The organism is Actinomadura sp. NTSP31, from assembly GCF_041951385.1.
In the GTDB taxonomy this organism is placed as follows: Bacteria; Actinomycetota; Actinomycetes; order Streptosporangiales; family Streptosporangiaceae; genus Spirillospora; species Spirillospora napierensis.
The window spans coordinates 181,545-206,893 of record NZ_JBGNUT010000012.1 but is presented as its reverse complement, the minus strand read 5'-3'; the positions used below and the strand labels follow the sequence as shown (position 1 = coordinate 206,893).

At 74.1% G+C, this 25,349-nt stretch carries 21 protein-coding genes, 1 pseudogene and 1 riboswitch; of the genes and pseudogenes, 16 read left to right on the top strand and 6 right to left on the bottom strand.

Going from position 1 to position 25,349, the window contains the following annotated elements:
* Positions 1-26: 26 nt before the first annotated feature.
* Entirely contained in the window at positions 27-686 is a 660-nt protein-coding gene (locus ACA514_RS21880) for a hypothetical protein (RefSeq protein WP_375043055.1), read from the bottom strand.
* Between the two features lie 9 nt (positions 687-695).
* Positions 696-1,298 carry an O-methyltransferase gene (locus ACA514_RS21875; RefSeq protein ID WP_375043054.1) on the bottom strand — a complete coding sequence of 201 codons (603 nt, stop codon included), beginning with the start codon at positions 1,296-1,298 and terminating at the stop codon, positions 696-698.
* A 254-nt stretch (positions 1,299-1,552) separates the two neighbouring features.
* Between ACA514_RS21875 and sigE the strand changes: the two are divergent.
* From sigE to ACA514_RS21850, 5 genes and pseudogenes are all read left to right on the top strand, one after another.
* Positions 1,553-2,158: pseudogene (sigE, locus tag ACA514_RS21870) on the top strand (RNA polymerase sigma factor SigE); the annotation flags it as partial.
* Between the two features lie 297 nt (positions 2,159-2,455).
* The gene (locus ACA514_RS21865; RefSeq protein WP_375043053.1) at positions 2,456-3,061 is read left to right on the top strand and encodes a zf-HC2 domain-containing protein; all 606 of its coding nucleotides are present in this window, start codon (positions 2,456-2,458) and stop codon (positions 3,059-3,061) included.
* Positions 3,058-4,173, top strand: a complete 1,116-nt coding sequence (locus ACA514_RS21860; RefSeq protein WP_375043052.1) for a sigma-E factor regulatory protein RseB domain-containing protein — start codon at positions 3,058-3,060, stop codon at positions 4,171-4,173. Before ACA514_RS21865 ends, ACA514_RS21860 begins: the two co-directional genes overlap by 4 nt.
* 138 nt (positions 4,174-4,311) lie before the next feature.
* On the top strand, positions 4,312-6,009 hold the full coding sequence (locus ACA514_RS21855) for a S1C family serine protease (protein ID WP_375043051.1): 1,698 nt from the start codon (positions 4,312-4,314) through the stop codon (positions 6,007-6,009).
* 94 nt (positions 6,010-6,103) lie between these two features.
* Positions 6,104-6,457, top strand: coding sequence for a sec-independent translocase (locus ACA514_RS21850; RefSeq protein WP_375043050.1), 354 nt, complete (start codon positions 6,104-6,106; stop codon positions 6,455-6,457).
* 97 nt (positions 6,458-6,554) lie between these two features.
* Here ACA514_RS21850 and ACA514_RS21845 read toward each other — a convergent pair whose 3' ends face one another.
* Positions 6,555-7,694, bottom strand: a complete 1,140-nt coding sequence (locus ACA514_RS21845) for an Mrp/NBP35 family ATP-binding protein (RefSeq protein WP_375043049.1) — start codon at positions 7,692-7,694, stop codon at positions 6,555-6,557.
* A 118-nt stretch (positions 7,695-7,812) separates the two neighbouring features.
* Between ACA514_RS21845 and ACA514_RS21840 the strand changes: the two genes are divergently transcribed.
* Entirely contained in the window at positions 7,813-8,268 is a 456-nt protein-coding gene (locus tag ACA514_RS21840) for a MarR family winged helix-turn-helix transcriptional regulator (RefSeq protein ID WP_375043048.1), read from the top strand.
* Between the two features lie 28 nt (positions 8,269-8,296).
* Here the strand turns inward: ACA514_RS21840 and ACA514_RS21835 are convergent, their stop codons facing one another.
* From ACA514_RS21835 to ACA514_RS21825, 3 genes are all read right to left on the bottom strand, one after another.
* Positions 8,297-8,785: a DUF1003 domain-containing protein gene (locus ACA514_RS21835; protein ID WP_375043047.1), complete on the bottom strand. Its 489-nt coding sequence runs from the start codon at positions 8,783-8,785 to the stop codon at positions 8,297-8,299.
* Positions 8,782-10,104, bottom strand: coding sequence for a magnesium transporter MgtE N-terminal domain-containing protein (locus tag ACA514_RS21830; protein ID WP_375043046.1), 1,323 nt, complete (start codon positions 10,102-10,104; stop codon positions 8,782-8,784). The genes ACA514_RS21835 and ACA514_RS21830 overlap by 4 nt, the downstream gene beginning before the upstream one ends.
* A gap of 117 nt (positions 10,105-10,221) precedes the next feature.
* Entirely contained in the window at positions 10,222-10,641 is a 420-nt protein-coding gene (locus ACA514_RS21825; RefSeq protein WP_375043045.1) for a cold-shock protein, read from the bottom strand.
* Positions 10,642-10,764: 123 nt separating this feature from the next.
* On the opposite strand from ACA514_RS21825, the gene ACA514_RS21820 reads away from it, so the two are divergent.
* From ACA514_RS21820 to ACA514_RS21775, 10 genes are all read left to right on the top strand, one after another.
* A complete protein-coding gene (locus ACA514_RS21820) occupies positions 10,765-12,030 on the top strand; it encodes a sensor histidine kinase (protein ID WP_375043044.1) in 1,266 nt (421 codons plus the stop codon).
* Complete coding sequence (locus ACA514_RS21815; RefSeq protein ID WP_375043043.1) at positions 12,027-12,710, top strand: response regulator; 684 nt, start codon at positions 12,027-12,029, stop codon at positions 12,708-12,710. Before ACA514_RS21820 ends, ACA514_RS21815 begins: the two co-directional genes overlap by 4 nt.
* A gap of 94 nt (positions 12,711-12,804) precedes the next feature.
* A complete protein-coding gene (locus ACA514_RS21810; protein WP_375043042.1) occupies positions 12,805-13,728 on the top strand; it encodes an ABC transporter ATP-binding protein in 924 nt (307 codons plus the stop codon).
* A complete protein-coding gene (locus ACA514_RS21805) occupies positions 13,725-15,254 on the top strand; it encodes a hypothetical protein (RefSeq protein ID WP_375043041.1) in 1,530 nt (509 codons plus the stop codon). Before ACA514_RS21810 ends, ACA514_RS21805 begins: the two co-directional genes overlap by 4 nt.
* Positions 15,251-16,081, top strand: a complete 831-nt coding sequence (locus ACA514_RS21800) for an ABC transporter permease (protein WP_375043040.1) — start codon at positions 15,251-15,253, stop codon at positions 16,079-16,081. Before ACA514_RS21805 ends, ACA514_RS21800 begins: the two co-directional genes overlap by 4 nt.
* Before the next feature lie 119 nt (positions 16,082-16,200).
* Positions 16,201-19,431 (top strand): FG-GAP-like repeat-containing protein, encoded by a 3,231-nt coding sequence (locus ACA514_RS21795; RefSeq protein WP_375043039.1) that lies wholly within the window; start codon positions 16,201-16,203, stop codon positions 19,429-19,431.
* A 280-nt stretch (positions 19,432-19,711) separates the two neighbouring features.
* Positions 19,712-19,864: riboswitch (cyclic di-AMP (ydaO/yuaA leader) on the top strand.
* A gap of 16 nt (positions 19,865-19,880) precedes the next feature.
* Complete coding sequence (locus tag ACA514_RS21790; protein ID WP_375043038.1) at positions 19,881-20,588, top strand: CHAP domain-containing protein; 708 nt, start codon at positions 19,881-19,883, stop codon at positions 20,586-20,588.
* A gap of 198 nt (positions 20,589-20,786) precedes the next feature.
* A complete protein-coding gene (locus tag ACA514_RS21785) occupies positions 20,787-21,389 on the top strand; it encodes a hypothetical protein (protein ID WP_375043037.1) in 603 nt (200 codons plus the stop codon).
* Between the two features lie 351 nt (positions 21,390-21,740).
* On the top strand, positions 21,741-21,938 hold the full coding sequence (locus ACA514_RS21780; RefSeq protein WP_375043036.1) for a hypothetical protein: 198 nt from the start codon (positions 21,741-21,743) through the stop codon (positions 21,936-21,938).
* Between the two features lie 138 nt (positions 21,939-22,076).
* Complete coding sequence (locus ACA514_RS21775; RefSeq protein WP_375043123.1) at positions 22,077-24,926, top strand: AAA family ATPase; 2,850 nt, start codon at positions 22,077-22,079, stop codon at positions 24,924-24,926.
* Positions 24,927-25,349 lie beyond the last annotated feature (423 nt).

The following is a 25,349-nucleotide window of genomic DNA, read 5'->3' as shown; positions in this document are numbered from 1 at the left end:
CGGGTGCGGCCGGCTCGCGGCCCGGGCTACTTGGTGCGGCGGTCGATGACGGGGACGCGGCGGCGGCGCCGCGCCTCCTTGACGATCCTCGGGAGCTGCGCGTCCCAGCCGGGGCCGACCGCGAAGCACCACGGCACGGCCGCCGCCGTCGCCGGGACGTCCCGCATCGTCAGCGCCACCAGGACGGGCCGGTCGGACGTGCGGGCCATCTCCACCAGCTCCGGCGTCGTCAGGAACACCACGTAGTCCTGCTCGCCGCGGCGGGTGCCGGGGACGCCGCGCCGCAGCGCCGTGATCGCCGCGACGTCGTCCCACGGCAGGAGGCGCCCGGACCGGCGGGGCAGCGGCCAGCGCGCCGGCCGCCGCACCCCCGAGGCGTCCAGCTCCAGGACGGGGCGGCGCGTGACGAACCCGCCGAGCGAGGCGGCCAGGCCCGCGCCGAACAGCAGGAAGCCGGCGGCGCCGATCACCATGAACGCGACGCTGCCGACGCCCGCGCCGCGGATCACGCCGCCCGCGACGAACCCGATCGACGCCACGAACAGGATCAGGAAGGCGGTGAGCCGCCAGATCGCCCGCCACGTCACGCGGTCGTGCACCGCGAACGCCTCGGCGGGCACGTCCCGCCCGGCGGTGGTCACGGCGGGCTCTTCGGCGGCGGCGTCGCGCGTCTCGCTGCGGTCCATGGGTCCGCGCTAGTCGCGCTTCACCGCGCACAGCAGGCCGTCGCCCACCGGGACCAGCAGCGGGACGAGCCGCTCGTCCTCGCGGACGGCCCGGTGCACCTCGCGGATCGCCTCGGTCTCGGGGTCGCGGGCGCTCGGGTCGGCGACCCGGTCGCCCCAGAGCGCGTTGTCGAACGCGACCACGCCGCCCGGCCGCAGCAGCCGCAGCGCCGCCGTCAGGTACTCGGGGTACTCGTGCTTGGCCGCGTCGCAGAAGACCAGGTCGTAGGCGCCGTCGGTGAGCCGCGGCAGCACCTCCAGCGCCGGGCCGATGATCATCCGGGTGCGGAACGCGGCGAGCCCCGCGTCGCGGTAGGCGAGCTTCGCCAGCCGCTGGTGCTCGGGTTCGATGTCGACGCTGGTCAGCACCGCGTCCTTCGGCATCCCGCGCATCAGGTAAACGCCGGACACCCCGCAGCCCGAGCCGACCTCGACGACCGTCCGGGCGCCCAGCACGGTCGCCAGGAAGCGCAGCGCGGCGCCGCCCGCCGGCCCGATCGGGGTGGCGCCGATCTCGTGGCCGCGCCGCCGGGCCTCCAGCAACGGCTCGTCTTCGGGGAGGTAATCCTCCACGTAGGCCAGGGTGGCCTGAATGGCGTCGATGGCTGCCTCCTCGCGGGACCCCCGCCTGGCTCATGCTGGAAAGACCATATCGCTGACCGGGAACCATCCGGAGTTCCAGCGCGTTGCAGGGAAGGTAAGCACCCGCCGTCAGGATGGGTGGAACCACGAGCACCGAACCGGTCCAGAACCGCCCCAGCCCAGGCGAGACCGTGCCGTTCCAAGGCGAACAGTCTTGGCTCACCAGAGAGGAACAGCCCGGCACCATGGGAGTCGCAGCACTGAGTTTTAGAGGCGCTGTGGGGGTCGGCCCCAGGCAGGGGCTGGGAAACACCGCGCGCGAGAACGCCCCCGAGGCCGAATGGGCGCCGCCGTCGTGGGACGAGGTCGTCCGCGAGCACTCGGCGCGCGTGTACCGCCTCGCCTACCGGCTCACCGGCAACCAGCACGACGCGGAGGACCTCACGCAGGAGGTCTTCGTCCGCGTGTTCCGCTCGCTGTCGAACTACACGCCCGGCACGTTCGAGGGCTGGCTGCACCGGATCACCACGAACCTGTTCCTCGACATGGCGCGGCGCCGCCAGCGCATCCGCTTCGAGGGACTCGCCGACGACGCCGCGGAGCGGCTGCAGGGCCGCGAGCCCACGCCCGCCCAGGCGTTCGACGACACCAACTTCGACGCCGACGTGCAGGCGGCGCTGGACGCGCTGGCCCCCGAATACCGCGCGGCCGTCGTGCTGTGCGACATCGAGGGGCTGTCCTACGAGGAGATCTCCGCCACCCTGGGCGTCAAGCTCGGCACCGTGCGCAGCCGCATCCACCGGGGGCGGGCGCAGCTGCGGGCCGCGCTGGAGCACCGGGCGCCGATGCGCCGCCGCCCCGGAACCCGCAACGACTGGCAGGCCGCCGAGGCCGCCGCCACGCAGGAGCGGGCCGAGGAGGAGGTCTCCGGCGCCGGCGGCGTGCGGGCGGCCGGCGGTGACGGGGCCGGCGGCTTTCGCGGGGCACGGCCGCAGCCGGAGGGCGTGTAGCGGCGCTCGCGGGGCAGCGGGGCCGTCGCGCGCGGGGAAGATCGGAACGAACAGGGGCGTCATGACCAGGCGTAACGAGGGTGTCCATCCGGCCGCGGCCGGGGCGCACGGGGGGACCCCCCGGCGTGAGGAGGCCGTGTGAGCTGCCTTGGTGAGCGCCTGACCGCTCTGATCGACGACGAGCTGGACCCCGCCGAGCGCGACCGCGTGCTCTCCCACCTCGCCGGCTGCGCCGGCTGCCGGGCCGAGGCCGACGACCTGCGCCGGGTCAAGGGGCGGCTGCGCGGCCTGACCGCGACCCCCGCCTCCGACGGCGCCGACGACCTGCCGACCGGCGACTTCCTGAACCGGCTCCGCGCCATGGCCGCCGACCCCGGCCTCACCCCGCCGGAGCCGCCCGCGGCCACCCAGCCGATGCGCCCGGTGCCGCCCGCCCGGCCGCTGCGGTCGGCGTCCCGCCCGCTGCGGTCCGCCCCGTCCGGCCGGCCCCGCGACGGCCGGCCCGGGGCCCGCGCCTCCGGCCTTTCCCGGCACCGCCGCCGCTACCTCGTGGTCGGCGCCGCCACCCTGTTCATCGGGCTCGGCACCGCCTCCTACGCGGCGGGCGGCCGCGAGCAGGCGCCGACCGTCACGCCCGCCTTCGACCGGTTCGCCGTCGAGCACGCGCTGACCACCGGCGACGCGCCCGTCACCGACCCGCTCACCGACCCGGCCAACCAGATCAAAACCGCTCCGGGGCCGTGACCGGGACGCCCTCGACGGCCTGCGACCGCCGGGGACGGCGCCGCACCGTCATCGCCGGCGGCCTCGCGGGCGCGCTGGCGCTGGCCTGCGTGCTGGCCGGCGACCCCGGCGCCGCGCGCCGCCCGCGCAGCGACCCCGCCGCCGTGCGCCTGCTGCGGGCCGCCGCCGACGCCGCCCGCCGCGTCCCCTACGAGGGACGGCGCTTCCTGACCACGTGGAACCGCGGCCGGTCCGCCACGTCCCGCGTCACCGCCGAGCACACCCCGGGCGACGGGGTCCGCTACGGCTCGGGCGGTGCGACGGAGGGCTACCTCCCGGACGCCTCCGCCGGCGACGCCACCGGGTTCACCGCGGGGACGCTCGCGCTGCTGACCCGCAACTACTCCGTCGTCCGGGGCTCCGACGCGACCATCCTCGGCCGCCGCGCCAGCGTGGTGGAGGCCCGCCGCCATGACGGCACGCCCGCCGGCCGGTTCTGGCTGGACGCCGAGACCGGGCTGCTGCTGCACCGCGAGCTGATCGACGCGACCGGCCGGCCGGTGATCACCAGCGGCTTCTCCGAGATCAGCTTCACCGCCCCGGACGCGGCGCCGCGCCGGGGCCGCTCCCGGGGCTCCGCCGTGGACGGCCCCGCCGACAGCCCGAGCAGCGCCAACGCCGCGCCCAACAGCGCCGCCACCGCGCTGCTGGAGGAGCCGCTCGACGCCCGCGCCCTCGACGGCCTGAAGCGCCGCGGCTGGCCCGTCCCCAAGCGGCTGCCCGGCCACCTCACCCTCTACGACGCCCGCCGCGAGGCCGGCGGCGCCGTCCACCTCAGCTACTCCGACGGCCTGGCCTCGGTGTCGGTGTTCGTCCAGCGCGGCGCCCTCGACACCGGGGCGTTCACCGGCTGGAAGAAGACCGTCCGGCACGGCCGGACGGTGTTCTGCCGCGAGTCGCTGCGCCGCTGGGCCGTCGCCGCGTCCGGCGGGTACGTCTTCACCGTCCTGACCGACGCGCCGCAGAGCACGGCGGAGGCGGTCGCGTTCGACCTGCCGCGCGGCTCCGACTCGTTCTGGACCCGGCTCGCCCGCGGTGTCCGCCGCCTGGCCTCGGCCGCCGACCCGTTCTGACCGTCCCGGCGCCGGCGGGGCCCCGCAGACGCCGCCCCGGGAGGCGATCGCGGCGGGTTCTGCCTTACGCTCGCCACATGCCTATCGCGGCACGATGAGCACGGATGACGAGGACCATGCTCGGTAGGAGAGATGGGGATGACGGAAGACAACCGCCGGCCGGGGGACGAGGACGCCGTCCCCGGGCAGGAGCCTGAGCGGCAGGACGCGGCGGCTCCTCCCGAGACGGTGACCGACCAGGAGATCCCCCTGGAGCGGCCGGCGCCGGAGCCCGCGGCCGAGGAGGCCGGGGGCGCCGACCGTCTGGTGGCGGGCGGCCCGGGAGAGCAGGCCGGCGGGTTCGCCCCGCCGGACGCGCAGCGGGACGACGTGCCCGGCGGCGCCATGGCGCCCCGGGAGGTGCCGCTGCAGGACGCGCCGCCGCGCGACATGCCGCAGCCGCCGCCCGTGCCGATGGACAAGCCGATGGACGGTCCCCAGGACCAGCGCGGGCGGCCCGGGTTCGTCCCGTACGACCAGGACCCGCGGGCGATGCACGGCCAGCCGCCGTACGGGGGCTGGCCGCAGCAGGGACCACCGCCGCCGCCCGGCGCCCGGCCGCCCATGGGGCCGCCGCCTCCGGGTGCGCCGATGGGCCCGCCGCCCGGCGGGCCCCGCCCGATGGGGGCGTTCGGGCCGCCGATGGGCACCGGCCCGAACTGGGCGCCGGTCCCGGCCCCGCCGTCCTCGTCCGGGCGCGGGCCCGGCCTCGGCCTGCTGGCCATCGTGGCGCTGATCGTGGCGCTGGTGGCGGGGGCCGTCGGCGCGGGGATCGGGGTGATCGCCACCGACGACGGCGACGACGGCGGCTCGGTCAGCCTCGGCGGCGGCAGCGGCAGCGACACCAAGGTGCAGAGCCGCCCGCCGGACTCCGTCGCGGGCGTGGCGCAGCGGGTGCTGCCCAGCGTCGTGATGATCCGGGTGAAGTCGTCGCAGGGCGAGGTCGGCGGGACCGGCTTCATCGTCAACGGCGGCTACATCGTCACCAACAACCACGTGGTGTCCGAGGGCGGCGGCGGCCAGATCCAGGTGATCTTCAGCGACAAGAAGACGCTGCCCGCCACGGTGAAGGGCTCCGACCCGTCGTCCGACGTGGCGGTGGTCAAGGTGGAGGGGCAGCACTCGCTGCCCGCGCTCGCCCTCGGCGACTCCACCAAGATCGCGGTCGGCGACCCGGTGATCGCGATCGGCTCGCCGCTCGGCCTGCAGGGCTCGGTGACGACCGGCATCGTCAGCTCGCTGAACCGCGCCGTGCCCACCCAGGGCGAGGGCGGCGGCGACTCGTCCTACCTGAACGCGATCCAGACCGACGCCGCGATCAACCCCGGCAACTCCGGCGGCCCGCTGGTGGACGCCAGGGGCCGGGTGATCGGCATCAACACCGCGATCGCCACGCTCGGCGGCCAGTCGCTCGGCGGCGGGCAGCAGAGCGGCAGCATCGGCCTCGGCTTCGCCATCCCGATCAACCAGGGCAGGCGGGTCGCCGAGGAGATCATCAGGACCGGCCAGGTGAAGATGGCCAAGCTCGGCGTCCTGCCGGACCCGCAGTACCAGCAGGGCGGCGCCCGCATCATGCAGCAGCCCGTGCAGGGCCAGCAGCCGGTGACCAAGGGCGGCCCGGCCGACCGGGCGGGCCTCAAGCCCGGCGACGTCATCACCAAGGTCGACGACCAGCCGATCGAGGACGCCACCGACCTGATCGCGCAGATCCGCAGCCGCGCCCCCGGCGACCGGATCAAGGTCACCTACCAGCGGGGCGGCAAGGAGAGCACGGTCGAGATCACGCTCGGTTCGTAGCGCCGGATGTTAAGGCCGGGTTCATCCCGGCTGGGGATACGCTGGGGGGACCGGTCCGCGCAGGGCCGGTCCCCGGCGGCTTGTGGAGGACGGGTTGTTCGACGTCGGACTCGGCGAGATGGCGGTGCTGGTCGTCCTCGCCCTGGTCATCTTCGGTGACAAGCTGCCCCAGGTGGCCGGCCAGGCCGGCCGGATGCTGCGGCAGTTCCGCCAGATGGCCAACTCGGCCAAGGCCGACCTGGAGGCGGGGCTCGGCCCGGAGTTCAAGGACTTCGACATCGCCGACCTGCATCCGAAGACGTTCGTCCGCAAGCACCTGTTCGAGGACGACGACTCGTTCCTGAACGGCAAGCTCTTCGACGACGACGAGCCGTCGTACACGGCCCCCACCACGGCGGGCGCCCTGGACTACGGCGAACGCCCCCCGTACGACAACGAGGCCACCTGAGGCCCTGGCGAGTACGCGGCTAGGCCCCCGCGAGAAAACATCAGGAACTTGCGAGTACGAGAAAGGCCCCGCCGGCGGCGGGGCCTTTCCCTTCTGGTCATCTTCCCTTGGGGGAGATGCCGAGGGACATGCCGGCGAGGCCGCGGGAGCGGCCGCCGAGCTTGTCGGCGATGGTGCGCAGCTCCTTGGCGGCGCCCGCGTCGGGGTCGGCGAGCACCAGCGGGGTGCCGTTGTCGCCGCCCTCGCGCAGCCGGGGGTCGATCTCGACCTGGCCGAGCAGCGGGACCTTGGTGCCGAGGGTGCGCGCCAGGGCGTCGGCGACGGTCTGGCCGCCGCCCTCGCCGAAGATGTACTGGCGCTCGCCGCAGTGCGCGCAGGTGAGGTACGACATGTTCTCGATCACACCGACGACCTGCTGGTGGGTCTGGGCGGCGATCGCGCCGGCCCGCTCGGCGACCTCGGCGGCGGCCTGCTGCGGGGTGGTGACCACCAGGATCTCCGCGGACGGCAGCAGCTGCGCGACGGAGATCGCGATGTCGCCGGTGCCGGGCGGCAGGTCCATCAGCAGGACGTCCAGGTCGCCCCAGTAGACGTCGGCGAGGAACTGCTGCAGGGCCCGGTGCAGCATCGGACCGCGCCACACCACCGGCTGGTTCCCGGCGGTGAACATGCCGACGGAGATGACCTTCACGTCGTGCGCCGACGGCGGCATGATCATGTCGGCGACCTTGGTGGGGGAGTCGGTGACGCCCAGCATCCGCGGCACCGAGTGGCCGTAGATGTCGGCGTCGACGACGCCGACCTTGCGGCCCTGCGCGGCGAGCGCCGCGGCCAGGTTGACGGTGACCGAGGACTTGCCGACGCCGCCCTTGCCGCTCGCCACCGCGTAGACCTTGGTGAGCGAGTTCGGCTTGGCGAACGGGATCTCCTTGGCGGGCTCGCCGCCGCGCAGCTTGGTCTGCAGGTCCTTGCGCTGCTCCTCGCTCATCACGTCCAGTTCGACCTGGACCGAGGTGACCCCGTCGAGCCTGGAGACGGCCTCCGTGACGTTCTTGGTGATGGTGTCCCGCATCGGGCACCCGGCAACGGTCAGGTAGACGCCGACGCGGACGGTGCCGTCCGCCGCGATGTCGACGCCCTTGACCATGTCGAGCTCGGTGATGGGCTTGCGGATCTCAGGATCGTTCACCGTGGCGAGCGCCGCGGTCACCTGCTCGGTCGTCAACTGGTGGGCCATGCGCCCATGGTATGAACCCTGCGGCGGTATCGGCCAATCGGGTGCCGGACCTCACACGGGCGCGCGACACCCGCCCCGGCCCCTTCGCCCGCGGCTTCCGGCACCGTAACATCGGGGCGTGACATCCCTGTCCAGCACCATGTCGGCCGCCGAGCTGGCGGTGTGGCGCACCATGCTGCGCGCCCAGGTGCAGATCTCCCGCCGGCTCCAGGCCGACCTGCTCGCCGACCACGATCTCGCGCTGGCCTCCTACGACGTGCTGATGCACCTCGGCGAGGCGCCCGGCGGCCGGCTGCGGATGAACGACCTCGCCGACCGGGTGCTGCTGTCGCGCAGCGGGCTGACCCGGCTGATCGACCGGCTGCAGCGCGACGGCCTGGTCGTCCGGCAGTCCTGCACGAGCGACGCGCGCGGCCTGTTCGCGGCGCTGACCCCGGCGGGGCGGGCCCGGCTGGCCGACGCGACGCCCACCTACCGCGACGGCGTCCGCGAGTACGTGCTGAGCAGGCTCGACGAGCCGGACCTTCGGATCTTCGGCAGCATCCTCGACAAGCTCGCCGACGAGGCCGTCTGACCCGGGCGGAGCCGGCCGGGGCGCCCCGCTAGGACAGCGTGGGGTGCTGGTCCTTGGCGTCCAGTTCGCGGAGGATCTGCTGGAGCTCCGAGCGCAGGAAGTCGCGGGTGACGACCTCGCTCAGCGCGACCCGCAGCCCGGCGATCTCCCGGGTGATGTACTCGGTGTCGGCGATGGTGCGGTCGTTGCGGGCGCGGTCCTGCTCGTACTGGACGCGGTCGCGGTCGTCCTGCCGGTTCTGGGCGAGCAGGATCAGCGGCGCCGCGTAGGACGCCTGGAGCGACAGGATCAGCGTCAGGAAGATGAACGGGTAGGGGTCCCACCGCAGGAAGTGCGGGGCGAGGAAGTTCCAGCCGATCCAGATGACGATGAACCCCGTCATGTAGACCAGGAACCGGGCGGTCCCGAGGAACCGGGCGATCCGCTCCGACAGCCGGCCGAACGACTCGGGGTCGTAGTGCGGCCGCGGCACGATCGTGCGGCGGATCTCGCGCGGCTGGTCCAGACGTGTGGTCATCTCGCCCCCTCGGCGCCCCGGAGCGCCTCTTCCTCGGGATCCGCGGCCGCCTCGGCGGCGGCGTCCATGGCGGCCTCCCGCCAGTCCTCGGGCAGCAGGTGGTCGAGGACGTCGTCGATCGTCACCGCGCCGAGCAGGTGCCCGTTCTCGTCCACCACGGGCGCGGCGACCAGGTTGTAGGTGGCCAGGATCATCGCGACGGCCTCCAGCGTCATGGTGGGCCGCAGCGGGTCGAGCGCGGTGTCGACGATCCCGCTGACCAGCGTCGGCGGCGGTTCGCGCAGCAGCTTCTGGAAGTGCACGGTGCCGAGGTAGCGGCCGGTGGGCGTCGCGGTCGGCGGCCGGCACACGTACACCTGCGCGGCCAGCGCCGGGTTCAGGTCGGGGTTGCGGATCTGCGCGAGCGCCTCGGCGACCGTCGCGTCCGGCGGGACGATCACCGGTTCGGTGGTCATCAGGCCGCCGGCCGAGTGGTCCTCGTAGGTCAGCAGCCGCCGGACGGGCGCCGCCTCCTGCGGCTCCATCAGCGTCAGCAGCTGCTCGCGCTGCTCGGTGGGCAGCTCGCCGAGCAGGTCGGCGGCGTCGTCGGGGCCCATCGCCTCCAGCACGTCGGCGGCCCGGTCGGCCTCCAGCTCGCCGAGGATCTCGATCTGGTCGTCCTCGGGCAGCTCCTCCAGGACGTCGGCGAGCCGCTCGTCGTCGAGCGCCGCCGCGACCTCGGTGCGCCGCTTGGGGGGCAGCTCGTGCACGACGTTGGCGAGGTCGGCGGCCTTCATCTGGCCGAACGCGGCGATCAGCCCGGCGGCGCCCTGGCCGTGCTCGACGGCGGAGAAGCCCTCGACGGCGTCCCAGTCCACGACCAGGCTCTCGCCCCGGCGGCGCAGGCCGCCGCCGCGGCGCAGCCCGCGCCCGCCGCGCAGGACGGCGACCTTGGTGACCAGCCAGTCGCGGGTGCGGGTCGGCTCCATCGCGACGTCCACCACCGAGACGGGCTCGCCGGAGTCGCAGAACCGGATCGTGCGGTCGAGCATCTCGGCGATGACGAGCGTCTCGGACTCGCGCTTGCTGAACCGCCGCATGTTCAGCCGGCCGTCGAAGATGATCGCGTCCGCCTCGACCACCAGCACCCGGGTGATCGGCAGGAACACCGGGCGGCGCGGGCCGACCTCCACCACCAGGCCGAGCACCCGCGGCGGCCGGGGGGCCAGCCGCAGCGCCACCACCACGTCGCGGACCCGGCCGACCTGGTCGCCGGCCGGGTCGAACACCGCGATCCCGGCGAGCCGCGCGATGAACACGCGCGTCGGAGCTCCGCTCATGGGCCTGACACTACCCATGATCTACCAGCCGATTCGGGGCGGGAGCGGCGGCCCGCGGGCGACGGCCGGGTGAACGCGCGGGTCGGCGCGCGGGCGCGGGGCGGTCCCCGCGCGCGATCAGGCCTCGACCCAGCCGTGCTTCTTGGCGAAGCCGAGGAAGCCCTCGCGAATGCTGACGATCTGCCGGCCGGTCAGGTCGGGCGTGCTCGACAGCAGCAGTTCGGTGATGTCCTCGCGCAGCTCCGCCGGCTCGAGGACGTCGCACAGCCCCTCGTCCAGCAGCTGCGACGACGAGGAGGAGGACTGGCGCGGCGCCGGGGAGGACGAGGACGCCCGGGACAGGATGCGGACGCCGAACGCCTTCGGCCCCCGCTCGCTGTCGACCGTCTCGAACTCGACCGTCGCGCCGGGCGTCAGGCCCGACTTGTCGTCCAGCACCTCGTTGGCGTGGACGAACACGTCGTCACCGCCGCCGTCGGGGACGATGAACCCGTAGCCCCGGACCCCGTCGAACCGCAGAACCCGTCCAGTACGCACCAGAACCGACCAACTCTCAACACCGCGAAACGCGAACCAGAAATACCTGTTCCCAATTTAGCGCGCCCGCCCTCCCGGACACGGGAAGCGCCGCGTCCCACGCGGCTGCTGCATAATGCGCCTGTGAACCGCGCAGCCCCCCGGCTCGGGGGACGAGCACCGCGCATCGCCGGGTCCTCGTTGCTCGCGGCGGCGGCCTGCCTCGCCGTCCTGTCCCTCGCCGACGCGGCCGCCGGCCTGGCGTGGGACCGGGAACCGGTCGCGCGGCTGGCGATGGACATGTCGGGTGCGCGCGACGGCGACGGCGGCGTGCGGATCCATGTCATCGCGCTGGCGGTGCTGCTGTGCCTGTGCGCGACGCTGCCCGTCGCCCTGCCCCGTCCGGCGGTCGCGGCGCTCACGGTGACGGCCGCGGACGCGGCCACGCTCGGCTTCTTCCACTCGGCGACCTTCGCGGGCCTGGCCGCGCAACTGGTCGCCGCCTACCGCGCCGGACGGCACGGAGCGCACCTCGCCGCGCTGGTCATCGGGCTGCCGTTCCCCGTGCTGGCGCTCGCCGGGCCCGCGACGGCGGAGTTCCGGGTCCGGGCCGTGCTGCTCGCCGCGCTCGTGCCGGCCGCGGCGCTGGCCGGGGCGGCCCGGCGGGCGGGCGCCGAGGCGCTGGAGAGCAGCACCGTCCGGCAGGCGATGGCCGGGACGCTGCTGGAGAACACCGCGCGCGGCGAGCGCGCCCGCATCGCCCGCGAGCTGCACGACGTCGTCGCCCACCACATCTCCATGATCGCGGTGCAGGCGGAGACGGCGCGGCTCGCCACCCCCGGCATGCCGGACGCGGGCGCGAAGCGGCTGCTGGACATCGGCGACACCGCGCGGGCCGCCCTCACCGAGATGCGGCGGCTGCTCGGCGTGCTGCGCGAGGACACCCGCCGCCCGGAGGCGCGGGCCGCCGAGCGGCGCCCGCAACCGGGACTCCGCCAGCTCCTGGACCTGCTGGACGAGGCGCGGGACGCCGCCGGCACGGCGGCCCGGCTGATCGTGCAGGGGCCGCCGGACCAGCTCGACCCCGGCGTCGAGCTGGCCGCGTACCGGATCGTCCAGGAGTCCCTGACCAACGCCCGCCGGCACGCGCCCGGCGCCGCCGTGGACGTCGAGCTGCACTACACCGGCGACGCGCTGCGGGTCCGGGTCCGCGACAACGGGCCGGGCGGGTCCGCGTCCGGGGCGGCGGCGGCCGGCGGGCACGGGCTGCTCGGCATGCGCGAGCGCGCCGCGGCGGTCGGCGGCGAGGTCCGCGCCGGCCCGGCGGCGGGCGGCGGCTACCTCGTCGAGGCGAGCCTGCCCACCGGCGCCGGCACGGGCCCGTCCGCCGCACCGGAAGGATCACGATGAGCGAGCCGCGACCGATCAGCATCGTCGTCGCCGACGACCACCCGGTGGTCCGCACCGGCTTCGCGACGCTGCTGGACGCCCAGCCCGGCTTCACCGTCGCCGGGACGGCCGAGGACGGCGCCGAGGCGGTGCGGGTCTGTGCCGAGCTGTCCCCGGACGTCGTGCTGATGGACGTCCGGATGCCCGGCATGGACGGCATCGAGGCGACCCGGCGGATCGTCGGGTCCGGTCCGGGCCGGACGCGGGTGCTGATCCTGACCACGTTCGACCTGGACGAGTACGTCTACGACGCGCTGCGCGCCGGGGCCGGCGGGTTCCTGCTCAAGGACGTCACCGCCGAGCGGCTCTTCGACGCCGTCCGGGTCGTGGCGGACGGGGACGCGCTGCTCGCACCGGCCGTGACCCGCCGCCTCATCGACGAGTTCGCCCTGCTCAAGCCCCGTTCGGGGAGCCTTCCCGCGACGACGCTGGACGTGCTGACGCCGCGCGAGCGGCAGGTGCTGCGGCTGGTCGCGGACGGCCTGTCCAACGCGGAGGTCGCCGCCCGCCTGGTCGTCACCGAGGAGACGGTGAAGACGCACGTCAGCCGCGTCCTGACCAAGCTGGCGCTGCGCGACCGCACCCAGGCGGTGATCATCGCCTACGAGACCGGCCTGGTCGTGCCGGGCTCCAAGGAGTAGCTCTCAGGAGCGACGGGGCCGTCCCTGGCGCGGGGGACGGGGATCGCTCGGCGCCGTGACGACCGGAGGGGCGCCCGGTTCCTAGTCTTCGAGCATGGAAGCGACCATCGAAGTCGACGGCCTGCGCAAGCGCTTCGGCCGCACCCTCGCGCTGGACGGCATGTCGTTCGCCGTCCGTCCCGGGGAGGTCACCGGGTTCGTCGGCCCGAACGGGGCGGGCAAGTCCACCACGATGCGGGTGATCCTCGGGCTGGACGCGGCCGACGCGGGCCGCGCGCTGGTCGGCGGCCGGCCGTACCGGAGCCTGCGCGACCCGCTCCGCCACATCGGCGCGCTCCTCGACGCCGCGGCGCTGCAGCCGAGCCGCACCGCGCGCAACCACCTGCTGTGGCTGGCGCACTCGCAGGGCCTCGGCGCCGGACGCGTCGGCGCCGTGCTCGACCGCGTCGGGCTGGAGGGGGCGGCGCGGCGCCGCGCGGGCGGCTTCTCGCTCGGCATGCGGCAGCGGCTCGGGATCGCGGCGGCGCTGCTGGCCGACCCGCCCGTCCTCATGCTGGACGAGCCGTTCAACGGCCTCGACCCGGACGGGATCCGGTGGATGCGCGGGTTCCTGGTGTCGCTGGCCGCCGAGGGCCGGGCGATCCTGGTGTCCAGCCACCTGATGAGCGAGCTGCAGGACACCGCCGACCACCTGATCGTCGCCGGCCGCGGCCGGGTCGTGGCGGACGCGGGCGTCAGCGAGCTGCTCGCGGCGGCGTCGCGGGGACGGGTCGCGCTCCGCACGTCCGACCGCACCCGCGCGATGACGGTGCTGGCGACGGCGGGCGCCACCGTGTCGGTCGACGGCGCGGAGACCCTCACCGTGTCCGGGCTGCCGGCCGAGGAGATCATCGGGCTGCTCGGCCGCGCCGCCGTGCCGTTCTCCGAGGTCGCCGCGCACCGCGCGACGCTCGAGGAGGCGTACATGGAGCTGACCCGCGACGAGGTCGAGTTCGGTGCCGCGCAGGCGGCGTCATGACCGCCGTCCTCCCGCCGCGGGCGGACGAACGGCGCTCCCGCGCCGGCTTCGCGCGGCTGCTGCGCGCCGAATGGACCAAGTTCCGGACCGTCCGGGGCTGGGTCATCGGGACCGTCGCCGCCGCCGTCGTCACCGTGCTGATCGGGCTCTTCGGCACGGCCGGCCCCACGCTGAACCATCCGCCGGACGCGATCCCGAAGGGGCCGGGCGGGCTGGCGGTGAACGACTCCTTCTACTTCGTGCACCAGCCGCTCCAGGGCGACGGCTCGATCACGGTCCCGGTGACCGCGCTGACCGGCATCGTCGGCATGGGCCCGGACGAGCGGCCCGGCGTCGAGCCGTGGGCGAAGGCCGGGATCATCGTCAAGGACGGGCTGCGCCCCGGCTCCGCCTACACGGCGATCATGGTCACCGGCCACCACGGCGTGCGGATGCAGCACGACTACGTGCACGACACCGCCGCCCCCCGCGCGGTCGCGTCCGCCCGGTGGCTGCGGCTCGTCCGCTCCGGCGACACGATCACCGGCTACGGCTCCGCCGACGGCGCGCGCTGGACGCGGGTCGGGTCCGCCCGGCTGCCCGGCCTCGCGTCCACGGTCCAGGCCGGCGCGTTCGTCGCGTCCCCCATGTCGATCACCGCGGACGCGCACGGCGCGTCCTTCGACCCCGCCGTCGCCACCGCGACGTTCGGGCAGGTCGCGCTGGGCGGCCACTGGACGCCCGGTGCCTGGAAGGGCGAGCAGGTGGGACGCGCCGGAACGTCCGGCAGCTACACCGACACGCTGCACGGCGGATTCACCCGGACCGGTGCGGGCCTCACCGTCACGGGCGCCGGCGACATCGCCCCGGTCGTCGGCGGCCCCGCCCTCGGCACCGGCTACACCATCGAGAACCTGCTCGTCGGCGCGTTCGCCGGCATCCTCGTGATGGCCGTCGTCGGGGCGCTGTTCGTCTCCGCCGAGTACCGCCGCGGCCTGATCGGCCTCACCTTCGCCGCGAGCCCGCGCCGCGGCCGCGTGCTGGCCGCGAAGGCCCTGGTCATCGGCTCGGTCGCGTTCGTGACCGGGCTGGTCGCCGCCGCCGTCGCCATCCCGCTCGCCACCGCGCGGGCGCGCGGCCACGGCTTCTTCATCCTGCCGGTCTCCGGGTGGACCGAGGTGCGCGTCGTGGCCGGCACCGCGCTGCTGTTCGCCGTCGCGTCCGTCCTCGCCCTCGCGCTCGCCACCCTGATCCGGCGCGGCGCGGCGGCCGTCACGATCATCGTCGCGGTGCTGGTCCTGCCCTACGTGCTGGCCAGCGGCGCGCTGCTGCCGGACGGGCCGTCCGGCTGGCTGCTGCGGGCCACCCCGGCCGCCGGCTTCGCGATCCAGCAGACCGTCATCCGGTACCCGCAGGTCGACACCGTCTACTCGCCGTCCTCGGGCTACTTCCCGCTGCCGCCGTGGGCGGGCTTCGCCGTCCTGTGCGCCTTCACCGCCGTCGCGCTCGGCGCCGCCGCCCATCTGCTCCGCCGGAGGGACGCATGACGCAGCCCCTGCCCTTCCAGCGGGCCCTGCCCTTCCAGCGGGCCCTGCCCTTCCAGCGGGCCCTGCACGCGGAGTGGACGAAGTTCCGCACCGAGGCCGGCCCGGTCTGGCTGCTGCTCGCCGCGGTCGCGCTGACGGTCGCGCTCGGCGCCGGAGCGGACGGCTCCGCCCGCTGCGCTCCGCCCGACTGCGCCTCGGACGCCACGCGGCTCAGCCTGACCGGGGTGGTGCTCGGCCAGGCCGCCGTCGCGATCCTGGCCGTCCTGGCCATCGGCAACGAGTACGGAACCGGGATGATCCGGACCACATTCACCGCGGTGCCGCGCCGCGGCACCGTCCTCGCCGCCAAGGGCGCGGTCCTCGCCGGCACCGTGCTGCTCGCCGGGGCCGCCGCGGTCCCGGCGTCCCTGCTGGCCGGACGGCTCGTCCTGCCCGGGAACGGGTTCACCGCCGCGAGCGGCCACCCGCCGATCTCGCTCGCCGACGGCCCGACGCTGCGCGCCGCCGTGGGGTCCGTCCTCTACCTGGTGCTGGTCGCGCTGCTCGCCCTGGGGGTCGCGACCGCCGTCCGGGACTCCGCCGCCGCCATCGGCGCCGTCCTCGGCCTGCTGTACCTCTTCCCGATCGTCATCCACGTGATCGGCGATCCGGTCTGGCAGCGCCGCCTGGAGAAGATCGCCCCGATGCCCGCCGGGCTGGCCGTCCAGGCCACCACCGACCTCGCCGACCTGCCCATCTCCCCCTGGAAGGGCCTCGCGGTGCTGGCCGGCTGGGCCGCCGCCGCCCTCCTCGCCGCCACCGTCCTGCTGCGCACGCGCGACGCCTGAGCGGACGTGCGCCCATGTGCGGTGACCGGGAGGTGACATTGTCAATGCGGTGACTAGGCCGCGAAGAGAATGCGAGGGACATTCAGGTTCCGTGCCCGTGGTGACGTCGGGAGCCTGGTATGCGCGTGCGGCCGGTGATCGGGATGCTGGTGGCGGGACTGCTCGCCTGGGGGCCCGCCGCGTTCGCCGAGGGCGGGTTCCCCGCGTCGCCGCCGAATGATCCCGACTACGCCCGCGCCGAGGTGCAGGGATGCGGGAACGGCGTCAACGGCGAGCAGCACGCCCTGTACTCGTTCCTGCCGAAGTGCGCGCCGAACGCCAAGGACCCCGAGAACGCGTCCGGGATGTCGGTCGACAAGGCGTGGCGCGAGTACACCACCGGATCGCCGGACGTCGTCATCGCCTATGTCGAGGGCGGCGTCAACTGGCACAACGGCGACGCCGCCGAACTGGCCGACAAGGTGTTCCTGAACACCGGCGAGCTGCCCAAGCCGGACGGTTCCTCCGCCTACGACAAGGACGGCGACGGAGCGGTCACCGCCGCCGACTACGCCCAGGACCCGCGCGTCAAGGACACCAACGGCAACGGGCGCGTCGACCCCGAGGACCTGATCGTCGCCTTCTCCAACGGCAAGGACGACGACGGCAACGGCTTCACCGACGACGTCTCCGGCTGGGACTTCTACGAGCACCAGAACGACCCCGCCACCTACGACTCCACGTACGGGCACGCCAACGGCCAGATGAAGACGCTGGCCGCGCAGACCGACAACGGCGTGCAGGGCGCCGGGGTGTGCCCCCGCTGCCGGATCCTGCCCGTCCGCGCGGGCCAGGAGGCCCTCGACCGGACGGACGACCTGGCGCAGGCGTGGCTGTACGCCGCGCACATGGGCGCGAAGGTGATCGTCAGCACCACCGCCGACCTCGGCTACTCCGCCTACATGCGGCAGACCGTCGAGAAGCTGTGGCGGGACGGCGTCGTCATGGTCGAGGCCAGCAACGACTTCGACTCCACCGATCACCAGGGCGGCATGTTCTGGCCGCACGTCGTCCCGGGCAACGGCCTCGTCCCGAACAGCAAAGGGGTGCCGGACCCGCTGGCCAACACGCTGACGACCACCTACCGGACGCGCTCGGGCCAGACGTCGTTCGGCGCCAAGGCGATGTTCTCCGTGGCCACCCAGGGCGGTTCGACGTCGGAGTCGACGCCGACGACCGGCGGGGTGTTCGGGCTGCTGCTGTCCTACGGGATCCAGGCGGGCCGGCCGCTCACGAACGAGGAGGCCGTCCAGGTGCTGCGCGCGACCGCCTCCGACATCGACGACCCGTCCCTGCCCTGGCCCGGCAAACCCGGATGGGACCGGCAGTACGGGTACGGACGGCCCAACGTCGCCAAGGCCATGCAGGCGGTGAAGGACGGCGCCATCCCGCCCGTCGGCTCGATCACCGGCCCCGACTGGTACGCGCTTTACGATCCGACGACCACGAAATCCGTCGATGTCACCGGGTATGTCGCCGCGCCACGGTCGTCCGGCTACCGGTACGAGCTGGAGTGGGCGCCGGGCATCGAGCCGTCCGACGGCGCCTTCACGGAGGCCGGTTCCGGTTCGGGCACCTCACCCCACGACGGGCGGATCGGCACGCTCGACCTGTCGCGGGTCCCGGAATCGGTGTGGAACAAGCCGTACAAACTGTCGGACGACAAGGCGCTGTCGGCCAGCGAGCAGTACACGGTCACGCTGCGGCTGCGCGTATGGGACGCCTCCGGCCGGATGGCGGAGGAGCGGCGCGCGATCGCCGTCCACCACGATGCCGCCCTGCGCGCCGGATTCCCCAAGAAGCTCGGCGTCGGCAACGAAAGCCAGCCCGCGATCACCGAGCTCCAGGGCCGGAAGGCGATCGTCTACGCCGACGGCGACGGCCGCGTGCACGCCCTCGACGGCGCGTCCGGCAAGGAGCTGCCCGGCTGGCCCGCCACGACGCTGCCGACCGTCCCGCAGCGCACCTACCCCGGCATCGACCCCGGTCATGAGCCGGTCGTGGCACCGGTCGCGATCGGGGACCTGTTCCACGACGGCCGCCGGGAGGTGGTCGTGACCAGCACCACAGGCCGCACCTATGCCTTCGACGCCTCCGGGCGGCTCCTGCCCGGCTGGCCGAAGACCCTCGACGCCGGGGTGGTGCCGCCACCCGTCCCGCGTCCCGCCCTGGAGTACACCAGGCTGCCCGTGCGGGGCGCGACCGCCTCGCCGGTCCTGGTGGACCTCGACGGCGACGGGCGCCTCGACGTCGTCCAGACGGGCTGGGACGGGCGCGTCCACGCCTGGCGCCCGGACGGCTCCGACCTGCCCGGCTGGCCGATCGAAGTGCGCGCGGGCAACGGACCGCCCGCCGGGTACATCCGGATCGACGACCACAAGCTGCCCGGCACCCCCGCCGTCGCCGACCTCGACGGCGACGGGAAGCCCGAGATCGTCCTCCGCTCCCAGCTGTCGGACAGCAAGGGCGGCGGAGAGCAGTTCTACGGCGCCAACTACGCCTTCGCCTTCCACGCGGACGGGACGCCCGTGCCGGGCTGGCCCGTCCGGCTGTCATCGGTCATGACCTTCTACGGGAGCGCCCAGGAGTTCATCACCGAGGGCGTCAACCAGCCCGTGACGGCCGACGTGGACGGCGACGGCAAGGACGAAGTGGCCACGGGTCCGTCGTTCGGCCCCACCTACCTGATCTCCGGCACCGGCAAGATCCTGCGCGACTTCGGCCCGCTCGCCAACCCCGCCCTGGACCCGTCCGCCGTGCTCGGCGGCCATCTGCCCGCCGACGTCCCGCTCTCCTTCACCACCTCCGGGGCCTTCGGCCGGTTCGGGCCGCTGAACCGGCTGGGCTACACCGAGGGCGGATCGGGGGCCGCGTCCCTGGTCGCCGCGCTGCTGTTCCCCGGCAGCGGGCAGCCGATCGGCAACTACCAGCGCGGCTACGACGCCGCCACGGCCCTGCCCGTGCCAGGCTTCCCGCAGCGCCGCACGGGCCTGGCCTTCCTCGGCTCGCCGATCATCGTGGACGTCACCGGCGACGGCCGCGCCGAGGTCGTCGGCGGCGGCGACACATCCACTTTGCACGCCTTCGGAGGGTCCGGGCAGGCCGCCGGGTTCCCGCTGTTCACCGGCGGCTGGACGATCTGGTCCCCGTCCGCGGGGGATCTGGACGGCGATGGTAAAACCGATCTTGTTGTCTCCACCCGCGAGGGTTACCTGTTTGCGTGGGCAACCGCAGGTAAAGCCGCGGGCCCGCAGTGGTCCACCTACCACCACGACGACCGGCGTACCGGGCGATACGGCCCCCCGGATTGACCCGCCGGAGGCCCCGCATCCCTCCAGGCGCGAGATCATCCGAACTTTTTTTGGTGCCGGCGGACTGGCCGTGAGCCCCCGCGTGGTGGGGGTTTTGGGTTGTCTTTGCTGGTGGGCCTGTGGTTTGGGGTGGGCTTGACGAAATATGGGGTGGGTTGAACCTGTTGTGGATGTGTGACCGACGGGGAAGCCCGTCCGGGGCGCCCGCTTCGATCTGACGAAGGGCGCATCGAGTCCCTGATCATCAGGACGGCCGATCAAGGCACGTCCGCCGCCGAGTCCGCACACAGCGCCGATCTTCAAAGGCCACGCGGAGCCGGGGACCCACCGAAACACCGGGGTGAATCCGCACCCCCGCATGCGCGGGGTGACGGTAGGGCCACTTCCACGCCCGAACCCGACAGCTAACCCGGTAGGCGGACTGGAAGAACCTCAGGAGAACCCTTCTCATGACCGCTCCCACCTTCGATCTGACCAAGCGCATCGGCACCCGTGTCGCCGCCGGCGCCGTGCTGTCTGTGGCCGGCGCGTTCGGCATCGCCTCCCTCACCCCGGCGGCGCACGCCGACACCAAGCCCGCGCAGCCCGCGAACACCGTGCACGTCGCCGCCGTCTCCAAGGCCGACACCAAGGGCGCCGAGGGCGCTGCGGCCGGTGCCAGCAGCGGTAAGGCCGGTGCTTCGGCGCAGGACGTGATCAAGCTGGCGCGTACCCAGGTCGGGACGCACGAGGACGCCTCGGGTAACAGCAAGTTCAACGACTGGTACGTCGATTCCTCGCTGGGTCAGCTCAACGCCCACCGGATCGGTGCCAAGAGCGCCTCGGTCTACAAGGGCCAGTCCTGGTGCGACATGTTCGTGTCCTGGCTGGGCCAGAACACCGGCGCCAAGGGCATGGGCGCTGACGCCTACACCGTCAGCCACGCCCAGTGGTTCAAAAAGACCGGCCGCTTCGGGCAGACCGCCAAGCCCGGCGCCGTGGTGTTCTTCGCCTGGAACGGCGGCGGCATCAAGGGCATCGACCACGTCGGCATCGTGGTGAAGGACAACCACGACGGCACCATCAACACCATCGAGGGCAACACCGGCAACGCCGTCAAGGAAAAGGTCCGCGACACCTCCACCGTCGCCGGCTACGGCTACCCCGAATACCGGTAACCCCGGCGGGGCCGCACCACGGCCCCCCGCCCTCCCCCTTTCTTCCCGCACCGTCCAGTGGTGCTTCCCCCCTTCCTCCCCCCGCGCGATCACGACCGCGTGCCGCGCACCGGACCCCGTCACGCCCGAACGGTGTGACTCCTCATGCCCTGAGCGGCGTGACCCCCCGGTGCCTGGACCACCGAGCGAAGGATGCACATGCAGCAGCGAGCCATCGACACCGCCCTGTCCGCCCTGACCGGTACCGCCCTGGCGGGCCTGCTGGTCGCGGGCGTGGCGGTCGAGAGCGCCCACGGCGCCCCGGCGGACCAGCCGATGGCGCACCACACCACCTCCCAGCAGGCGACCGGGCACCACACCACCGGCCACACCACCGGCCACACCGCCGGCAAGGCCGCGACCAAGACCCGCGGCGTGCTGTCGGGCAGCACCACCGCGTCCTACTTCTGGGACGACGGCTCGGGTGTGAACGGTGACACCGGCGCCCCCGCCAGCGGCAAGCCGATGCAAAAGGGCCTGTTCGCCAGCCCCAGCTGGCCCATGAACACCAAGGTCAAGGTCACCTACAACGGCCGCAGCGTCACCGGCTTTGTCGGCGACCGCGGCCCCGGCGAGCCCTCGCACCGCGGTGTCATGCTCGACCTGGACACCTACACCTTCCGTCACCTGGTCGACGGCCACAAGCCGAGCAGCAAGTACGACACCGGCACCTCGGTCGGCCACCTCAAGGGCGTCAAGTACCAGGTCCTGTCCTGGGGCCACGGCGCCGGCAAGAAGGGCACCCCCAAGCCCCTCGGGTAACGAATGAACGAAAAGGGCGGCATCCCACTCGGGATGCCGCCCTTTTCGCGTCCCGGGTCGCGCCGTCAGGAACTTGAACCCCGAACTCGTCACCGACAGCGGCGTCACCGAGCTGCTTCCGGTGGTGGTGACGTCCCAGCACGCGCTGCCCGGGCTGGGCGGTCGGCTGCTGGATCTGGACGTGCTGCGCCCAGCCGAGGCACGCGAGATGCTGGGGCGGCTGCTGGCGCTGCACGTCGGCGTTCCCGATCCCGCCTCACCGAGCAGGTCGCGGGCACCGAGCGGCTGGTGGGGTTGTGCGGCGCTGCCGGCCGCCCACCCCGCAAACCCCTGGCCGCCACCCTGGCGCGGTTGGAGGCCGCAACGATGCTCACGGCCCGCGACCTCGCCCGGGGGCTCGACATCACTCGGACCAGCGCCGACTCCGTCGACGGCACGCCGAGTGGAGATCCTGCGGCGCCGCCGTTCCCGATCGCCTTCCTGGTCATCGCCGAGCATCTGGCGGCCCCGCCGGCACGAGAATTCGAAGATCGATTCGGCATGGCGTAAACAATCTTGTGGGGGTTTAATGAGGCAACGGGGCCGTTGGTGCAGTCCAAGCCATGAGATACGCGTCGGAGAGCGGATGCGCGGCCTATGAGTGTGGACGGTCGGTCGACCGTGGGGCGGATCGTGTCGCCCTTGCTGGTGGGACGGGACGCCGAGATGGCGCGGCTGCTGGCCGCGGTCCACCGGGCCCCCGCGGCGGTGGTGATAACGGGCGAGGCCGGCATCGGCAAGACGCGGCTGGTGGCGGAGATGGCCGCCCGCCCGGAGCTGCGCGGCGTACGGGTGCTGACCGGCACGTGCCGCTCGATCCGCGAGCCGTTCCCGCTGGGCCCGATCGTCGAGGTCCTGCGCGACGCGGGTCCGGCGCTGGCCGGGGCGGAGCTGTCGCGTGTCGCGGGCGCCCTGCGGCCACTGCTGCCGGAGCTGGAGGACGTGCTGCCGCCCGCGCCGCAACCGCTCGGCGACCGGGCCGCCGAACGGCACCGGATCTTCCGCGGGCTGGCCGAGGTGTTCGCGGCGCTCGGCCGGGCGGTGCTGGTGGTGGAGGACGCGCACTGGGCGGACGAGCAGACGCTCGAGTTCATGGACTACCTGCTGGCGGGCCCGCCGCCCGCGCTCTCGGTGGTGGTGACCTACCGGGCGGAGAACGCGGGGCCCGACCTGCGGCTGGTGACGGCACGACCCGCGCCGCAGGTGACGCGCGTCCTGCTGGAGCTGGACCCGCTGGACGTGGAGCGCACGCGCGAGCTGGCGCAGGCGATCCTGGGCGCCGAGCGGATCACCGAGGAACTGGCGGTCTTCCTGTGCGAGCGCGGCTCGGGTGTGCCGCTCGCCGTCCAGGAACTGCTGGCACTGCTGCGCGAACGCGGCACGCTGGCGTGGCGGCGGGGCCGGTGGGCGCGCAGGATCGTCGCGGAGCTGGACGTGCCGGTGCGGGTGCGCGACTCGGTGCTGGAGCGGGTGGCGCGCCTCTCGGAAGGCGCGCGGGCGGTGGCGGAGGCCGCGGCGGCCCTGATGACCGACGTCCCGCAGGCGGTTCTGCTGGCGGCCTCCCGGGGCGGCACGGCCGACGGTCTGGACGAGGCGGTCGAATCGGGCCTGATCGCCGAACGCGGCGCGCACTTCGGGTTCCGGCACGTGCTGGCGGCGCAGGCGGTGTACGAGGGCATTCCGGCCACGCGCCGCCGTGCCCTGCACGGCCGTGCCGCCGACGCGGTCCGGAACCTGGACCGGGTGCCGCTCGGCGTGCTGGCGCACCATCTGCGCAAGTCCGGCCGTGAACGGGAGTGGGTCGAGGTCGCGGTGCGGGCCGCCATGCAGGCGATCGAGCTGCGGGACGACGCGGAGGCCGTCCGGCTGCTGGAGGGCGTGCTGCGCGACGCCGACCTCACCCCGGTCCGCCGGGCGGAACTCGCCGTCCTGCTGGCGCGGGCGTCGTTCGAGATCCTGCACGTGCCCGATCTGCGCGAGGTCTTCACGCGCGCGCTCAGCCCGGGCCTGCCGCGGCGGCTGTGGGCCGAACTGCGTTTCCGGTACGGCCTGCATCTGGACGCGGTGGGCCTCGACCCGGACGAGAAGTGGGCGACCGTCCTGGAATCGGTCGAGGACCTGGACCGCCGCTCGGGTCTCGCCGCGTGGGCGATGCTCGCACTCGGCATGCCCACCGAGCCGACCGGCCTGGACGTGGCCGAACGCGCGCGCTGGATCGACCGGGCCATCGCGATCGTGCCGGACATCGAGGACTCCGCCCAGCAGCAGTTCGTCCTGGGCAAGCTGGCGATGGCCAGGTTGATCACCGGGGATCCGCGCTGGACCGACCTCGCCGCCCGGATGCGCTCCGGCCCGGCCGAGCTCGACTCGCGGCGGGCGAACGGGTTCTACTCGCTCGGGCTCAGCGCCGGGTACGCGGGCCATCACGAGTTCGCGCGCGAGTCGCTGCGGACCGCGTTGGACATCAGCACCGAGGTCGACCCCACCGGAGGGATCGCCTACCGCAGCCGCTCGGCGCTGCTGCTGCTCTCCTACCTGCGCGGCGAGTGGGACGGGCAGGCCGACGCCGTCCCGGAGGTGCTCGAAGGGCTCAGCGACCGGATCGAGTGGATGTTCGCCGAGGTGGCGGCGGCCTGCCTGGACCTCGCGGTCGGGCAGCCGTCCGGGCTCACCGACCGGCTGCGCGCGCTCGGCGAGGCGGCCAAGCCGGGGGACGCGACGCTGCTGCCGATCATCGTGGACGCGTGGCTGCGTTCGGCGATCGCGCGCGGTGAGGCCGGCGACGCGATCGCCGCCACCGCCGGGCACGTCGCGCTGTGGGAGTCGCGCGGCATGTGGCCGGTCGGGTTGCGGGCCGTCCCGGCGCTGACCGAGGCCATGATCGCGGTCGACCGCCGGGACGATGCCCGCGCGCTGGTGAGCCGGTACGCCGCCCGGTCGGACGGCCTGGACGCCCCGCTGGCCGCCTGCGCGCTCCGGTACGCGCGCGGCCTGCTGGCCGCCGCCGACGGCGCGGGGGCACGGGCGGCGGCGGAGAGCCTCGCCGCCGCCGACGCCTACGACGGGCTGCGGGCGCCGTACGAGGCGGCCCGGGCGCGCGAGCACGCGGCCGGGGCGCTGCGCGAGACCGACGCCGCGGCGGCCGCCGCCGCGCTGACGGCCGCCGTCACCGCGTTCGAGCGGCTGGGCGCTCGCTGGGACCTGGAGCGGGCTTCGCGGACGGCCCGGCGATGGGGGATCGACACCGCCGCCCGCCCGCCGACCCGCCGCGGTCCGCGTGGCTACGGCGGCGCGCTCTCGCCCCGCGAACGAGAGGCGGCGGAACTCGCGGCGACCGGCCTGACCAACCGCGACATCGCAGGCCGCCTGTTCGTGTCCCCGAAAACCGTGGAGAAGCACCTGGCCTCGGCCCTGCGCAAACTCGGCCTCCGATCACGAGCGGCCCTGGCCGCCCACCTCGGCACCGCAACAGACGAAACGGACGCCGCAACGGGCTGAGCACCCCCACCGGCCCCCGCTCGGCGGGACGGCCGACGGCACGCCCGGCGGCACTCACGTTCGCGTGCCCCGGCCCGACCGGGTCGGCTCGCACGTTCCGGGCCGACCGGGCCCGCCGGCCCGCAGCGGTTTCGGGCGGGGGCCGGCGGCCTGCGGTCTTCGTGGCGTTCGGCCGGTCTTTCGGGGACCCCCATCGATTTCCGGCCGGTCCGCGGCCCCGCCGAATGGGTGATCTCCCCCATGTTCCGGCGCCCTGACCGCCGCGATCCTGACGCCATGTCCAATCTTCATCGCGATTGCCTGCTGCCTGAACCGGACGAGGCAGACGATCCCGACACCGATGACGAGGAGTGGGTGGACGCCTGAGCCCACCAGGCGTGATCCCGGCAACGGCAGGAGGATCCGTGTCCAGATTTCGGTTGA